Here is a 14,906-nt window from a genome sequence, read left to right on the forward strand (position 1 = left end):
GAGAGATACAGGAGGAGGCGGAAGAGAAAGAGATGTATAAGAGAAAGCTCTAGATGCTTCATTTAAACAAAATTAAAAACCGCTAAAAATCGAATAATGATTTTTAGCGGTTTTTAATTTCATTTAATACTCACTCAAAGCAAAAAATAAAAAGGTCTACCAAACTCTTGGCACACCTTTTCAAAAAAATGATGCAACGATTTTATGTAAATACAATGGACAGTTCAGCGTGGTCCAATACTAATAATCCACCTTGATTGGTTCTTCTTGTACAAGAATGGCATCGATACTGTCTTGAATCAATTTTTCAATTTGAACATCAGTTGGGTGAATAATTCCTGAAGACATCAATGCAGCAATCCCAGTTGCTACGATCCAAGTACCATTATGAAGTGATTCGATTTGTTCATTTGATAAATTTGCATATGCAGCATCTTCTTTGACTGCGTTCGTGAAATAATTATAAGAGAATTCTTGCATCTCTTCTCCTCCGCCATACTCTTCCAAGTATAAAGAACGGTACAATTTTTTCTCACTGTTGGCAAAATGAATATAATTGTATGCTAAGTCAATGATTTTATGCCCCGTATGTTCAACTGGAAAAATTTCATTGCTCAGATAACTATAAATTTGTTCAAATAACTCTTTTTTTAGCTCATCCATATTTTTAAATTCCAAATAAATTGGTTGTGTCGAGCATTTCATTTTACTAGCGATGTTTCTTGCAGTAAATCTTGAAAAACCCTCTGTAGCAACCACTTCATACGCAGCAGCTAAAATTTGCTCTCTGGTAATCGTCTTTTTTCTTGCCATAATTTTTTAATCTCCTCAAAAATTATTTATAACGCTTCCACCTATTGGTTATTTTAATTGTAACACGTTTTTTTTGATATGCAAAATTTGTTTTTTTACTCTACATCTACCCTTTTACTACGGTAATAATCTTAATTTCTATTTTTATAAAAATCATGAAACTAAACATTTCCGTTCGCTATTTACCAATTGTTTCTACTATTAATAAATGTTATCATATTACTGGTTATTAAATCAAATAATGAGGGGGAGTAATATACATGTTAGCAAATTTTAATAAATATATGGAGAAATATGCACGCCTAATCACTGAAACCGGAATCAATGTTTCAGAAGGTCAAACAGTTGTTTTACAAATCAGCGTTGACCAAGCACCCTTAGCACGCCTGATCACGAAAGAAGCATACCGATTGGGAGCTGCGGAAGTCATCGTACAATGGACAGATGATACTATTCAAAAAGAATTTCTAACTCACGCAGCAACAGATCGCATCGAAAATGTTCCACAATATAAAATCGATCAAACAAATGATTGGGTAGCAAAAGGCGCGAGTCGGATTAGTGTCGTTTCTGCTGACCCTGACTCTTTAGCTGGCGTCGATGGCGACCGTGTAGCAAGCTACCAAACTGCTGTTGGTAAAGCGATGATGAATTTGCGTAAAGCAACTCAAGCAAATAAAGTAAGCTGGACAGTTGTCGCTGCTGCAGGTAAACAATGGGCAGCTAAAGTTTTTCCTGACTTACCTGAGTCAGAACAAGTGGATGCACTCTGGGATGAAATTTTCAAAACGACTCGCATTTATGAAGATGATCCTGTGCTTGCTTGGAAAAATCATGATGAAAAATTAGCGAAAAAAGCCGATGAATTAAATCAAGAACAATTTACCGCTCTACATTACACGGCGCCGGGAACCGACTTGGTTATTGGTCTACCAAAAAACCATTTATGGGAGGGTGCTGGTAGTTTGAATGCACGCAACGAAAAATTCATGGCAAACATGCCTACCGAAGAAGTCTTTACAGCTCCTGATAGTCGTCGTGTGGATGGATTTATTTCTAGCACTAAACCTTTAAGCTACGCTGGAACTATTATCGAAGGAATGAAATTTACCTTCAAAGACGGAAAAGTCGTTGAGTTTTCTGCTGAAAAAGGTGAAGAAGTTTTAGCAAAACTATTGGATACAGACGAAGGTGCACGTCATTTAGGTGAGGTTGCTCTTGTTCCTGATCCCTCACCAATTTCACAATCTGGAATCATTTTCTTCAACACCTTATTTGATGAGAATGCTTCAAATCACTTGGCACTTGGATCGGCTTATGCATTCAACTTAAAAGGTGGAACAGAAATGACTGAAGAAGAACTAGCAGATGCTGGTTTGAACCGTAGCCAAACTCATGTAGACTTCATGGTTGGCTCAAATAAAATGGCGATTGACGGTATTCGTGAAGATGGCTCAACTGTTCCAATTTTCAGAAATGGTGATTGGGCATAGTTTTCCTAGATTATTCATCTGATAAAAAGCCCCTCTATAGCACTATGTGGAGGGGCTTTTGACACTTTTATCTGAATTTTAGATGCAATGAATTGAAACAGATGGGGATTCTTTTGAACAAAAACACCAACAAAGAAGCTTCTAAACCAATGTTTAGAAGCTTCTTTCTACGTTCCCTGCCGGAATCGAACCAGCAACTAATCCTTAGGAGGGACTTGTTATATCCATTTAACTAAGGGAACTTTTTAACGATTGATTAAAAAATTACTTTGAATAACTTAAGTCCAACAGAGTTATTGTAGCTGTTTTGATTTTTTCTTGCAAGCCTTCCCCTGATAAAAGACAATATTTCTTGATTTTCCCTCCCAAAAGCAAACTATTCGCCATCTACTACTCGCTGATGCTACACTTAGAATATAAATAAAACTTATGCTTAGGAGGAATTTTTGATGACAGAAAAGCCAAAAGAAAAAATTTATGCGGAACGTTTCGACGCCTCAAAGAAAGATGAAGAAAAAATTTCAAAAGCTGCTATTCAAGAACATAAAGAAGATCACCCTCAATCACCAAGCAAAAAATTCAAATTTAAGAAAAAACCGACTCAGTAGGAACTGATTGTGTCCGTGATAAAACATGGACAAAAAATTTCATAAACAAATGAAAAAGTAAAAAGAGTCAGGCAAAGCGCGTACGCATTTTGCCTGACTCTTTTTCTTTTAGAAATAATCATTTAAAACAGGTTTTTGATCTGGAATCAGTTCCGCCAATTTTTCAACTAACGCTTCTGAACAAGTCAATTTTTCTTGGAAAACCAATTCTTGAACTTTTTTATATCCCATGAATAATTGCGTTACACTTTGGATCGTTCCACTGACTCTTGGTAACATGGAGTTTGTTACTTGCTTGACCCGAACTTCCCCCTCCACTAGGACCACTTCAAAAATACCTTCATTCCATTGTGCATAAGCATCTTCCGTTACTTCAATAGCGAAAGCACCTTGTGTTTTCGGGAATGGATATTTGGTTAAAAATTTAGCTATATCAACAATTCTTCCCATCATATCAGGTGTGATTGTTGTTTTTGCAAAAGGATTTGCAAGTAGTGCATTCAGATTATTCCCAGCATAGCCACAAGCAAACGCAAATGTTTCAAACGCCCCACTATGTGAACCAATAAAGCGAGCAAGTGCTTGAAACGCAGTATGTGTCAAATAACCCCATTCGACAATAGTAAAAATTGGTGTTTCCAAGCGATAAACTAAATACCCTGCCACTGCACCAGACTCATCATAGTATAACGCAAACTGGTGACCTTTCTTTTGGCGGAATTTAAAATCAATCCACCAAGCTTCTCGTGCTACTGCACCACGTTGATTGTCTGCCATTTGGGGATAAATCTCAGCTATTGCTTCTTGGGCTTTGTCAAATGAAGTCCTAACCATTTTTCCCGGTACTTTTTTGACTGCAGGAAAGTCACGGCTAGCTAATTCATAATGAACCTTTTCAAACAATAGTTCATAGCCATAACGACGATAAAAAGGATAAGAAAATGGTGCTAAATAAGACAATGTCACATCTCTTTCTCGACAATCAGTAAGAATTCGCTCCATGATTTGATTGATTCCGCCTTGTCCTCTCGCCTCTGGATATGAAGCAACATAGCCGATTCCAGCCATCAACAGGTCTTTTCCATGAAAAGTAACCGGAAATGGTGTGGCCATCACTTGACTCATCAATTGTTCTTCTTCATTAAAAAAACCATAATTCCACGAGTGTTCTGCGATGGTTTGAAACCGTTCTCGACGTTCAAATGTATCTTCAAAATTAAATGCGTAAGCAGCTAAATCAAACATCTCATCGATTTGTGCACTGCCTAATTCTTTGACCTTTTTATTCATTCTTGCTACTCCTCCTACACAAAAAACTGATTGATGACTTGCTTGAAGTTTTCTTTGCAAACTCCAATCCACGCTCAATCAGTCCATTTACAACTTGCTTTTTCTTTTTGTCATATAATGATAACCTAATAGGTTTCTTCAATCATCGTCAACATTTTTTTGAATTGGCGACGTTTGAAGTACATCAAGATTGTGCCCAAAACCATATCATTTAACTTTTGTAATAAACCGTGCGAAGTCATTTGTTCCGTGTAATGGATTTCACACGAGGAATCATCAATTGGTTTGATTTGATAGTGAACCACAAAATCATTTTTAGTCGTTGATGTCCGAAATTTATAAGACTGGTTTTCAATGACTTCCTCGATTTTGATTCGAGCACGGCTAGATTTAGAAAATACTTTTACATATTCAAAGTTATTTAGCTGTTTACGTGTGATACTTTTCCCCGTTGCTTTACGTACATCAAAAAGAACAGAGTCCATAACTTTATCGTAAAAGAACGATGCCGGAATATTCAATTTTTTCGTAAGTTCCATTAGTTATTTTTCTCCTTTACTTCTTTTTTCTTTCCTTTTTTAAAGAAATAGATACCTAAGCCTAACAAAAACAAGCCTGTAACCATGCTATATAAATCATAACTTTGGGTATTGGGATTTAGACTATACAATAACACTAAAGAACCAATACTACATAAAAATAAGCCATTTTTTATCATTTAAACCATCCTATCTTTCAAACACTTTTATTATACTGCAGTTGCTTGGAAATATAAAACTGTGCCCCAAGGTTGTGCTTTGATCAGCTCTTTCGCTTTTTTAGCGGCTGCTTCCGGATCACTTGCCGTTGTTTCAAACATTAACTTGATTCCTTGTTTTTCTTTAAATTGGAAACTGATTCCATCTTCGTTGAACCCTTCTAAAAGTTCTTTGATAGCATCTTGTTGCATTGCACTTGCGATTGTAATCATTGATTTATCCTCCTAATATTTACAAAAAAGACTGCTTCCACCTCACTGGAAGCGTCAGCAGTCTATCTTTACTTCATTATAGTTGTTCCCCTGCATTAGGGTCCATTTTGTTTGCTGCAATAACAAATGGTGCCCAGATCAAGAAGGTTACGATCATACATACCAAGGTTACGATTGGCGCACGCCAGTCAGCTCCCGTTGCTAGGAATGATAGTAAGAATGGCGGTACAACCCATGTTACTTGTTGTGATACCGGTGCGACCAGACCTAGGTAAGTTGCTACCCAACCAATTGCTGTCGCAACAACTGGTGCAATCAAGAAAGGAATAAACATGATTGCGTTCAATACGATTGGCAAACCAAACATTACTGGTTCATTGATATTGAAAAGACCAGGTCCAATTGACAGTTTTGCAACTGTTAAATAATCCGCACGTTTTGAGAAAATCAAGATAGCAATCAAGAGAACGATTGTCCCACCTGAACCACCGAACCAAGCGAACGCATCAAATGAACCACGAACCCACATATAAGCTTTGCCGTCTTCAATAGCATCTAAAACTGCTGGTGTCCCTGTTTTTCCGTTGTATCCTTTTTGGAAAATATCGATATTGATCAATTGTGCTTGTCCCCAAATACCTTCTAATACTGGCGCCAATACGTTTGGACCATGAATCCCGAAGAACCAGAAAATTTGCACAAAGATCGTAACGATCAATACAGCACCGATCCCTTGTGATAAACCAAGGAATGGTTCAGCAATGTATTTTTGAACCAAGTCAATAATCAATTGACCATCAGTAAAACGTCCGACAACATAGTTAATAATTGCAATTACATATAAAGCGATTGTTGCTGGCAAAATAGCTGCGAAAGCTTTAGAAACTGCCGGAGGTACTGAATCAGGCATTTTGATCGTAATGTCAGCTAACATCAATTTACAGAAAATAATAACAGAAATGGCACCCATGATCATAACAGTAAAGTAAGCATTTCCATTTAGGTGATTGATATTCAACCATCCCCATAAACCAACAGACAATGTTCCATCTGCTACAGTCGCACCAACACCACTGTTGTTGATTGCTTCTGCTACGTTTGTTGGAACATCCACATTTAGTGCTGCTGATAAGGAAGGACCAAACGAGATCCCTTGAATCAACGTTGCTAAACCTACGATACCACCTGCTAGGTCATTAACGCCATAAGCACGCGCTAAGTTATAGCCCCAAGAAAAGGCAAAAATCAGACCCGCAATAGCTAGTGTTCCGTTCCAAACAAAACCGTTGATCCCAATAATAACATTTAATACTGCATAGAAACCTTTGTCTGCTGCTAAACTATCTGCATAAGTACTAATAAATTGCTGTGGCAAATCACGAATGATTGCATTGATCATTACAGCAACAGACCCTGCCATCGTTGCAGGCATTGTGCCGATAAAAGCGTCACGTAAAGCAACTAAGTGCTTCTGCGCGCCAATTTTAGCGGCAACCGGTAGGATGTGTTTCTCCATCCAAGCTGTTAATCCGTTCATTTTATTGTTCCTCCTATAAGTTTATTTATACAAAGAGTTGCCTCCCTATACCAAATTAAAAAAATCCGTTCAAAATTTTTTCTTCTTCCGTTCAAAAAAGAAGGTGTTGGCGTATAACTTCTTCCGTTCAAAAAAGAAGTGTTACTCATTTCCTAAGCGACGATAAATATCAATAATTTCTTTTGCTAAGTCTGTAAATGCAATTGAAGTCATCAGATGATCTTGACTATGAACCGTTAATAAAGTCACTTGTACATGATTCCCTTGCGCTTCTTGAGTTAACATTTCTGTTTGTGAATGATGTGCTTGGACTAATGATTCTTCAGCATCCGCGATTTTTTGATCTGCTAAGGTAAAATCACCTTTTTTTGCTGCCGCAATTGCTTCCATTGCATCACTTTTTGCGTTCCCACCAAACATGATCAAACCCATGATTGCTTCTAAATTTTGTTGATCTTCCACGTGCGTTTTCCTCCAAATGTCTTAATCAGTTATTTCATTAAACTTTCTGCTTGTTCAAGCACTTTTGCACCATTCATCATACCGTAATCTTGCATGTTGATGACATCCAAAGGAATGCCTTTTGGTGCTAATTTTTGTTCAAATTGGGATTTCATGAAGCGGACTTGAGGTCCTAATAAGAGTACGTCTACATTTTTTGCTTCCAAATTGTTGTCTGCATCTGAAGCTGAAACTGCAAAGATGTCTGCATCGATTCCTTTTTCTTCAGCTGCTTTTTGCATTTTTGTTACAAGTAGGCTTGTGCTCATTCCAGCGGAACAAACTAACATGATCGTTTTTTTCACCATTTTCTTCACTCCTTCTAATTTGTTTTACACTTTATTATAATGCAAGAAGTGTGCCAATAAAAAAAAGGCTAAAATAGCGTTTTCACGCTTTTTAGCCTTTTGTTTCAGTGCGCACACTACTGTTTTTGTGTGCAAACAAGTAATTAGTGTGCTGTACTGTATATATTATTCATTTTTAATTTTATTTTCCAGAAACATCTGTGTAAGATAGGCGATCTCATCTTCCGAGATTTTGATTTGATATTTTCTTTCTAATGGCATTAAATTCGTACGAACCATATCCATCTCCAGTCGATATTTCTTGGCAAAATCAGGAAGCTGTTTAAAGACCCTACTTTCTTCGTTTTTGATAAGAGCATCAATCATAAATGCTAAATGAATCAAGATGCCTGCATCAACACCTGGCTCCACAATGATTGAAATATCTGTTTGAACTTGTTGAACTACCTTTTGCAAGGAATAAATCAGTTCATCCATTGCTGGAATAGATGACAACGAGTCTTTTAACGAATAGACAATCTTATCAATTGGGATTTCATCGTCAGCCATTCGTTTCAATGTGTTTAATTTCTCATCATTGAAAATATCGTATGCCGAAAAGAATGGGATATTTTGATAATCCACATCTACTGTTCCTGCAATTGCTTTGATCTCGTATTCTTCTAAAAGAGCATCGATATGTTTTTTGAAAGATTCTCTTTCTAAAAACTGCATTTGGATCAACTCAACTTTTTGTTGATTGATAACTGGTGCAATTCGTTGGTAAAGCTTCGCGGCTACGCCTTCCCCAGTAAAGCAAGTCACGATAACTGCTTTTTTACGTTGTGTATCCGCCGCATCACCTAACTTGAATTGGTCACGAACAATTGATTCAAAGGATAGTTGGATATTTTGATAAATATCTTCTAAACTTCTTCCAACATTTGCCATTCGGATTGCTTCAATCACAATCATCGTACTTGTCATCGTGATTGCTTTTGTCCGAACACCGGTCTCTTCATAAATCAAATTACTAAATGTGTTTAAGGAACCCATATCAGTTAATAACAGCAAACCATTGCTTAATTGTGCTTGACGAGCTTTCACATAAGTTAAGACTTCTTCATACATCGTTTGAACTTCCATGGCAAGTGGCATATTAAATGCTGCCCCTATGTTCGTTCCAAGCAGTTCTTGTGCCATCTCCAACATACTAGAAGCTGTTTGGCGCCCGTGCATCAATACAAGAACATCCACATTATTTTCTTTGACTCGCTCACTCTCCCCTAAATTAATTGACAAAAACATGCTGATGAAGCCTATTTCATCAAACGGAATCTCCACTTCGCATTCATCTTCAATAATAGTAGACAAATCAATGGCGACTTGGAACTCTTTCTTAAAGTGTTTGCGGATATTATTCAAATCTGGATGAACGATCATGTGACCATCACGTACCCGATCTAAGGTACTTTGTAAATGTAAAGCAAAAGCAAATCGCGCTTTTTCATTATAGATCCGATCCAATCGTTCTTCTGCCACGTCATATAGTTGATTCGTCAACTGCCAAATATCATCTGGCAACAAATCTTTAGGAATATTGCTTTGCGTCAATTCTTCGACATAGGTTTCAAAGTACTCGTCGACATCTTTTGAAATCAGTGCTTCTAAATCGATACTTTCCACACCAGTTTCAGACAAACTAGCTACTTTTTCTTCAATATCATTATAAACTTGCATATTACGTTCAGGATCTTGTGACCAAACAACATCTGCCAATCCCGGCTCAAAGGTTAGGTACTGGCTTTTACTTTCGATAAAATGATCTAAGCGTTCTGGAAGTTCCTTGATTTTTAACAAGCCCTTTTGAACTTGCAACGAAAGTTCTTCTTTACGAATAATCAATTTTTGCTCGTTATGCGTGCGGTAATGCAGAAATGATTTTGCACAGACCAGTTTTAAATCACGTTTCACTTGGCCGATATTTCCTTCTGCATCATAGAGCATAAACGCTAAAATTGCTTCTCGCTCAATGTCGATTCGTTGATTCAATCGATTCGCCTCTTGTTTAATAAAAAGCGAAATGATTTCATACCGTTCATCCAATGAACGGGAAGCTAAGTTTGGCAAGGTAATTGCCATCGGAATCCGACGATTAAACGTCGTCAAGAAACTTTCAGAAGACTCTGTCGTGGCTCCTATGATTTGCACGGCTGCTTCATGAACTTGTGCACTTTCCCCTAATGGTCGATAGATTCCTTTATCAATAAAAGTGAACAACATTTCTTGTCCTTCTGGTGGAAGGCGATGAATTTCATCAAGGAATAAAATCCCGCCATCTGCTTTTGCAATCAAACCGGGACTATCTTCTGCCGCTCCTGTATAGGCGCCTTTTTTGATCCCAAAAATGTGTCCAAACAATAACTGAGGATTCTGCGCGTAATCTGCACAATTAAATGAAACAAACGGTGCATCGGGTGCCAAAGTTTCAGAGTCCATTGCAAAATGATACATACATTCTGCAAACATCGATTTTCCTGTACCTGTTTCCCCAAAAATAATCGTATGTAAGCCTCTTGGTGGATAGAGAATCGCTGCTTTTGCTTGTTGGATACTCACTTTTAGCGACTCATTTTCTCCTACTAATGTTTCAAATGTCACTTGTGTTGATGAGTCGACATGGACTTCTTCTTTTGCTTCTTTAGACATAGAATAAACCACCGGGCGACCAGCGGTTTTCATAATTTGTCGCTCTTTATATAGATCACTTAAATAACGGCTTGCATTACTTCGATCAATGTGAAGATGTTTAGCTACGTCACTTGCTGTTAAGCCGTGTTGATTGATTGTTAATAAATGGATGATTTCTTTCTTGCGAGCATTCATACAAACCCTCCTTTAGTGAGTTTTCATTGATGCCGTTTTCAACATAATAACACAAAAAGGCGCTTATTTGCGCCTTGCTCCTTTATTTTTTTGCTTTTTTGTTTTCTTCTTGTTCTTGCTTTTTTTGTTTAATTTTTCTGTTTCAGGAAGCACTTTTGTGTGTTTCGAGACTGTTCGATCCGCTTTTTTTAGTGGACGTTCTGTTTTTTCTTCTTTTTCAGCGGGCTCATGATGCAACATCCCACCGTACAAATAGATTTCAGTTATTGTGATGTCCGCCTCACGCGCAATTTTCTTCATATCTCTTAACTGATTGTCTTGAACCAAAGTAATGACTGTACCAGCATTACCCATTCGTCCTGTACGACCTGAACGGTGAAGATATGTTTCGACATTGAACGGCACTTCCGCGTTGATAACATAAGGTAATTTAATAATATCTAAGCCACGAGCAGCCACATCTGTCGTCAACAAAGCTGTTGTTTTACCTGCCTTGAAATAGTCTAGTGCTGCTTTTCGAAGCAATTTGTTTTGATCTGAAGCTAAACTTCCCACCGTTACACCACGAAACGTTAGTTTTTCTTCCATCAGACCTAATTCACTTAATTGGTTAAAAAAAACTAATCCTTGAAAGCCATCCACATGCATCAAACGGCGCAAGTAGTCATCCTTTTTACGTGCAGGAACACGTAAAAAGTAATGTTGCAGACCCTTTCTTGACTCGTCTTTGTTAGAAACATCTATTACTTGAAGTTGTTTTCCACTAATTTTTTCAAACATTTCCAGCGAGCGATCAGCCGTAGCAGAAAAGAAAGCGAATTGATAATCCACTGGTGCTTGATGCAAGATTTGTTTCACTAATTGAACACTACTTTCATCAAATAACTGATCAGCTTCATCAAATACCATTGTTTGGATTTGATGTGCTTTCAATTTTTTAGCCTTCATCAATTCTAACACGCGCCCGGGTGTTCCTATTAAGATTTCCGGTTTTTTCTTCAGCCCTTCGACTTGTCGTTTCACATTCGCACCACCAAGTAATGATTGAACTTTTAGATCAACTAAGGCTGCCCATGCGCGAGCCACTTCCGTTACTTGGATTGCCAGCTCTTGTGATGAAGTCAAAATAAGTAGACTGCTGCCAGCTTGTGGTTGGACATTCAGCAGTAATGGCCAGAGATAAGCTAATGTTTTGCCAGAACCAGTTGGGGAAATGGCTACCAAGCTTTCTTTTTCACGTAATTTTTGAAAAACAGCTTGTTGAATCAAAGAAGGTTCTTCAAATCCTTGACTCGTCCATTTTTCTTGCCATTTTTCGGGAAATGCTTGTATAAATTCATTCATTAAATTTCTTCCTCATTATCTGCATCAAAAGTGATGCCTCCATTTTTTCTTAAGTCATAAACGACTTGATTCACATTTCGTGCTAATTCGACCCATTCTTCATACAATAAGCCCCATGCACGATCTTCACGATGGTTCAATACGTTCGCAAAGTCTTTCGCTTCTTCTACCATTGGATTTTCAGCAACTTGAATTGCTAGATCCACGATTTCTTGGTGATTTCGATCGTGAAATTCTGCTTTCTCAATCGCATTTACACCATTTAAAACTAAAGTTCCTGAATCAAAATAAATTTCAGACGGCATAAATGAATCGCCAATTTTTCCAGGTTGGATTGCAACATCAAAAGAATCATAGCGTAAAATTCCCCAGCCAAGACCATCGACCCCAGTTGAAATTTTTCTTGAAAAATAGTGGACTTCTTTTGGCATACCGAACCAAGCAACTGCCGCATAAACTAAATAAACGCCTAAATCCATCATTGCCCCACCAGAAAAATGAGGAGAGAATATGTTTGGTTCTCCACCATCTAGAACTTGATCATAACGAGAAGAATACTTCATGTAGCTAAAGTTCGCACCAATGATTTCGTCTTTTGAAGGTAAGTGATCTGTAACTTTTTTAAAGCCTTTTTCATGAATATTGCGAGCAGCTTCAAAGAAATACACTTTTTGTTCATTCGCTAGATGAATGATCTCATCCATTTCTTCTGGCGTTGAAAATGCAGGTTTTTCAACGATTACATTTTTACCAGCTAAGATTGCTTGTTTAGCTTGTTCAAAATGAAGACTGTTTGGTGAAGCAATATAAACAGTATCCATATGGGCAATTCCAAAGAATGTTGTTAAGTCTGTCGCAAACTCGATATCCCCCGAATACTTTTCGCCAAATGTTTGGGCTTTTTCCAATTTTCTTGAATAAACTGCTGTTAACTCATATTTTTTCGTACTTAAAGCTGCTTCAACAAATTGATGTGTGATCCAATTCGTCCCAATAATACCTAAATGAATCATTTTCTCGTCCCCTTTTCTTTACTGATTTTCAATCACTGGGTTTTCAAATGGCGCCTCCAAATCAAAAGGAATTCTTTGCTTTAATCGTACACTATTCGCGTTCACCACACAATTATACGTAAGAACTTGAACCCCTGCTGCTTGAGCCGATTGAATAGCCAATGCAAATTCTGGTTGCATTTCTTGATGAATCGTTGAGACTGTTACTTGTTCAAATTGAGCAATAAACAAAACATACGTCAAGTACCCTTCTTTGCGTGCATCGATCAATTCCAAGATATGTTTCAGTCCTCGCGTCGTTGGCGCATCTGGGAATGCTCCGACAGCTAAGTTTTCCAACGTCATCCCTTTAACTTCCACAAAAATTTTTTGATTCGTCGAAGTTTCCAAATAGATATCAAATTTTGAATGATGATACACAACTTCCCGTTTCAAAAAAGTGATTTCTCCTGCCAACTCAGGCAACTGGATAAGCCCATTTAAAATGCCTTCAGCTGCTAATTGATTGGGTAATTGACTATCAATATTGAACCAAACATCTTTTTTCTTCACCGCAATCAAATCATAATCGGTTTTTCTTTTAGGACTTGGCGTGTAAGTCACTGCAACTTGCGCACCTGGAAGAAACACTTCTCTTCCGCGTCCTGTATTCTTGACATGAGCAGTGATGATCTCACCATCTGCTTTTCGACAATAGGCAATAAAACGATTGGGTCGTTCAAGAAAAGAAACGACCTCGACTTGTTGATACTCCACTTGTTGTCACCTGTCTTTCTATCTAGTATCCTATCATAATTTCACTAAAAACACTTGAAAAACCAGTCGAAAGTCTTAGAGAATTTTTATCCTTTTTTCGGTAGAATGAAGGTAAGCATAAAATTGACGATAAACTTTCCCATTCACTTTAGTTAAGAAGGAGCGATTCAATGAAAAAAAGAATTTCGTATCTGATTGGCATGTCGTTGTTAACTTTACTCGGCGGAGTCGCTGTGCAAAAAAGACAACAAAAAAAACAAGAAAAAACAATTGATGCTACGACCTACGTTCGCACGTGGTATTTTCAAGATCATCATCATCAACCCCATCAACTCACTGTCCTTCCTGAATATACATTAGTTTTGGATCAGCAACCAATCCAAGCGACGATCATCGAATTAAATACCCAAAAATTTGTTGTTCGCGATCAATATGGTTACCACCTCATATTGACAAACCAATCACCAATGACATTTTACGATGAGGCTGAAGATGTTTCATATATTTTGAGTAAAAAAGAGCAATAATTTATTTCAATTTTCTTATCACAAAAATCACTTAGAAAACCAGTTCAAACAATTAAAATGATTTCAATAAATAAAACAGCTGACCAATTTGTGTCAGCTGTTTTTGTTTGGGTAGAAAGCACAAAAATTCCTCATTTTTTCATTTAGAAAAATAGTCATTTTCATTTTTTTTTGTTACACTTACTATTGATGGTTTTTACCATGAAAGGATGATCGAACATGACACCAAATCGAGAGGATTACTTAAAAATCATTTTAGAATTGGGTGGCGATACAACAAAAGTTAATAACAAACAAATCGTATCCAGCCTGGATGTCTCGCCAGCGTCTGTTAGTGAAATGATTTCAAAACTTGTGAAAGAGCAATTAGTTGAACATTCACCTTACCAAGGCGTACAATTAACCACTGCGGGACTTTATAAAGCTAGTAGCTTGATTCGTAAACATCGTTTATGGGAAGTTTTTTTAGTTGAACATTTAGATTATCGTTGGAATGAAGTACATGATGACGCTGAAGTCTTAGAACATGTTACCTCAGAACAACTTGCAGATCGTTTAGAAAACTATTTGAATCATCCTAAGCATTGCCCTCACGGCGGCATTATTCCACAAAAAGAACAAGTCGTTCATGAAGAACGACGCCAAACATTAGAGTCTTACCCACTTGGCACATATATTCGCATTGCGCGTGTATTAGATGAAAAGGAACTACTTGACTACCTTGTAACCATTGATTTAAATATTGATGAAGAATATGAAATCATTGATATCGCAGCTTATGAGGGGCCGATTACGATAAAGAACGAAACCAAACAAATTTCCGTCAGTTTCAAGGCGGCTAGTACCATTTTTGTTGATAAACTATAAAGGAGGACATCTGC

At 37.4% G+C, this 14,906-nt stretch carries 16 protein-coding genes and 1 tRNA gene; 4 read left to right on the forward strand and 13 right to left on the reverse strand.

Annotation, left to right across the window (positions count from 1 at the left end):
* Positions 1-240 precede the first annotated feature (240 nt).
* Positions 241-813: a TetR/AcrR family transcriptional regulator gene (locus DOK81_RS09770; protein WP_206910389.1), complete on the reverse strand. Its 573-nt coding sequence runs from the start codon at positions 811-813 to the stop codon at positions 241-243.
* A gap of 260 nt (positions 814-1,073) precedes the next feature.
* Between DOK81_RS09770 and DOK81_RS09775 the strand changes: the two genes are divergently transcribed.
* Positions 1,074-2,306: an aminopeptidase gene (locus DOK81_RS09775; RefSeq protein WP_206910390.1), complete on the forward strand. Its 1,233-nt coding sequence runs from the start codon at positions 1,074-1,076 to the stop codon at positions 2,304-2,306.
* Positions 2,307-2,476: 170 nt separating this feature from the next.
* On the opposite strand, the gene DOK81_RS09780 is transcribed toward DOK81_RS09775, so the two are convergent.
* Positions 2,477-2,548 (reverse strand) — tRNA-Arg (locus DOK81_RS09780).
* Positions 2,549-2,755: 207 nt separating this feature from the next.
* Between DOK81_RS09780 and DOK81_RS09785 the strand changes: the two genes are divergently transcribed.
* Complete coding sequence (locus tag DOK81_RS09785; protein ID WP_206910391.1) at positions 2,756-2,914, forward strand: hypothetical protein; 159 nt, start codon at positions 2,756-2,758, stop codon at positions 2,912-2,914.
* 108 nt (positions 2,915-3,022) lie between these two features.
* On the opposite strand, the gene DOK81_RS09790 is transcribed toward DOK81_RS09785, so the two are convergent.
* From DOK81_RS09790 to sfsA, 11 genes are all read right to left on the reverse strand, one after another.
* Positions 3,023-4,204, reverse strand: coding sequence for a GNAT family N-acetyltransferase (locus DOK81_RS09790; protein WP_206910392.1), 1,182 nt, complete (start codon positions 4,202-4,204; stop codon positions 3,023-3,025).
* A 125-nt stretch (positions 4,205-4,329) separates the two neighbouring features.
* A complete protein-coding gene (locus DOK81_RS09795) occupies positions 4,330-4,743 on the reverse strand; it encodes a DUF3284 domain-containing protein (protein ID WP_206910393.1) in 414 nt (137 codons plus the stop codon).
* Positions 4,743-4,922 (reverse strand): DUF3188 domain-containing protein, encoded by a 180-nt coding sequence (locus DOK81_RS09800; protein ID WP_067480612.1) that lies wholly within the window; start codon positions 4,920-4,922, stop codon positions 4,743-4,745. The genes DOK81_RS09795 and DOK81_RS09800 overlap by 1 nt, the downstream gene beginning before the upstream one ends.
* Positions 4,923-4,952: 30 nt before the next feature.
* The gene (locus tag DOK81_RS09805; RefSeq protein ID WP_206910395.1) at positions 4,953-5,174 is read right to left on the reverse strand and encodes a hypothetical protein; all 222 of its coding nucleotides are present in this window, start codon (positions 5,172-5,174) and stop codon (positions 4,953-4,955) included.
* 76 nt (positions 5,175-5,250) lie between these two features.
* A complete protein-coding gene (locus DOK81_RS09810; protein ID WP_206910396.1) occupies positions 5,251-6,711 on the reverse strand; it encodes a PTS sugar transporter subunit IIC in 1,461 nt (486 codons plus the stop codon).
* Between the two features lie 141 nt (positions 6,712-6,852).
* A complete protein-coding gene (locus tag DOK81_RS09815) occupies positions 6,853-7,173 on the reverse strand; it encodes a PTS lactose/cellobiose transporter subunit IIA (RefSeq protein WP_206899996.1) in 321 nt (106 codons plus the stop codon).
* 29 nt (positions 7,174-7,202) lie between these two features.
* Positions 7,203-7,520, reverse strand: a complete 318-nt coding sequence (locus tag DOK81_RS09820; protein WP_067480601.1) for a PTS sugar transporter subunit IIB — start codon at positions 7,518-7,520, stop codon at positions 7,203-7,205.
* Between the two features lie 165 nt (positions 7,521-7,685).
* Complete coding sequence (locus DOK81_RS09825) at positions 7,686-10,385, reverse strand: sigma-54-dependent transcriptional regulator (protein WP_206910398.1); 2,700 nt, start codon at positions 10,383-10,385, stop codon at positions 7,686-7,688.
* A gap of 63 nt (positions 10,386-10,448) precedes the next feature.
* Positions 10,449-11,729, reverse strand: coding sequence for a DEAD/DEAH box helicase (locus DOK81_RS09830; protein WP_206910399.1), 1,281 nt, complete (start codon positions 11,727-11,729; stop codon positions 10,449-10,451).
* Positions 11,729-12,742: a Gfo/Idh/MocA family oxidoreductase gene (locus tag DOK81_RS09835; RefSeq protein WP_206910400.1), complete on the reverse strand. Its 1,014-nt coding sequence runs from the start codon at positions 12,740-12,742 to the stop codon at positions 11,729-11,731. The genes DOK81_RS09830 and DOK81_RS09835 overlap by 1 nt, the downstream gene beginning before the upstream one ends.
* A gap of 18 nt (positions 12,743-12,760) precedes the next feature.
* Positions 12,761-13,498, reverse strand: coding sequence for a DNA/RNA nuclease SfsA (sfsA, locus tag DOK81_RS09840; protein WP_206910402.1), 738 nt, complete (start codon positions 13,496-13,498; stop codon positions 12,761-12,763).
* 170 nt (positions 13,499-13,668) lie between these two features.
* On the opposite strand from sfsA, the gene DOK81_RS09845 reads away from it, so the two are divergent.
* Together DOK81_RS09845 and DOK81_RS09850 are read left to right on the forward strand one after the other, a co-directional pair.
* Positions 13,669-14,025, forward strand: a complete 357-nt coding sequence (locus DOK81_RS09845; RefSeq protein ID WP_206910404.1) for a DUF4828 domain-containing protein — start codon at positions 13,669-13,671, stop codon at positions 14,023-14,025.
* A 219-nt stretch (positions 14,026-14,244) separates the two neighbouring features.
* Complete coding sequence (locus tag DOK81_RS09850; protein ID WP_206910406.1) at positions 14,245-14,892, forward strand: metal-dependent transcriptional regulator; 648 nt, start codon at positions 14,245-14,247, stop codon at positions 14,890-14,892.
* Positions 14,893-14,906: the final 14 nt, after the last annotated feature.

Origin of the sequence: Enterococcus sp. DIV0660C (assembly GCF_017316125.1) — a bacterium.
Lineage (GTDB): Bacteria > Bacillota > Bacilli > Lactobacillales > Enterococcaceae > Enterococcus_B.

Bases quoted from the DNA above. Each gene is read 5' to 3' on its own strand.
- DOK81_RS09770 (WP_206910389.1), bottom strand. From the start codon at position 813: ATGGCAAGAAAAAAGACGATTACCAGAGAGCAAATTTTAGCTGCTGCG.
- DOK81_RS09775 (WP_206910390.1), top strand. From the start codon at position 1,074: ATGTTAGCAAATTTTAATAAATATATGGAGAAATATGCACGCCTAATC.
- DOK81_RS09785 (WP_206910391.1), top strand. From the start codon at position 2,756: ATGACAGAAAAGCCAAAAGAAAAAATTTATGCGGAACGTTTCGACGCC.
- DOK81_RS09790 (WP_206910392.1), bottom strand. From the start codon at position 4,204: ATGAATAAAAAGGTCAAAGAATTAGGCAGTGCACAAATCGATGAGATG.
- DOK81_RS09795 (WP_206910393.1), bottom strand. From the start codon at position 4,743: ATGGAACTTACGAAAAAATTGAATATTCCGGCATCGTTCTTTTACGAT.
- DOK81_RS09800 (WP_067480612.1), bottom strand. From the start codon at position 4,922: ATGATAAAAAATGGCTTATTTTTATGTAGTATTGGTTCTTTAGTGTTA.
- DOK81_RS09805 (WP_206910395.1), bottom strand. From the start codon at position 5,174: ATGATTACAATCGCAAGTGCAATGCAACAAGATGCTATCAAAGAACTT.
- DOK81_RS09810 (WP_206910396.1), bottom strand. From the start codon at position 6,711: ATGAACGGATTAACAGCTTGGATGGAGAAACACATCCTACCGGTTGCC.
- DOK81_RS09820 (WP_067480601.1), bottom strand. From the start codon at position 7,520: ATGGTGAAAAAAACGATCATGTTAGTTTGTTCCGCTGGAATGAGCACA.
- DOK81_RS09825 (WP_206910398.1), bottom strand. From the start codon at position 10,385: ATGAATGCTCGCAAGAAAGAAATCATCCATTTATTAACAATCAATCAA.
- DOK81_RS09830 (WP_206910399.1), bottom strand. From the start codon at position 11,729: ATGAATGAATTTATACAAGCATTTCCCGAAAAATGGCAAGAAAAATGG.
- DOK81_RS09835 (WP_206910400.1), bottom strand. From the start codon at position 12,742: ATGATTCATTTAGGTATTATTGGGACGAATTGGATCACACATCAATTT.
- DOK81_RS09845 (WP_206910404.1), top strand. From the start codon at position 13,669: ATGAAAAAAAGAATTTCGTATCTGATTGGCATGTCGTTGTTAACTTTA.
- DOK81_RS09850 (WP_206910406.1), top strand. From the start codon at position 14,245: ATGACACCAAATCGAGAGGATTACTTAAAAATCATTTTAGAATTGGGT.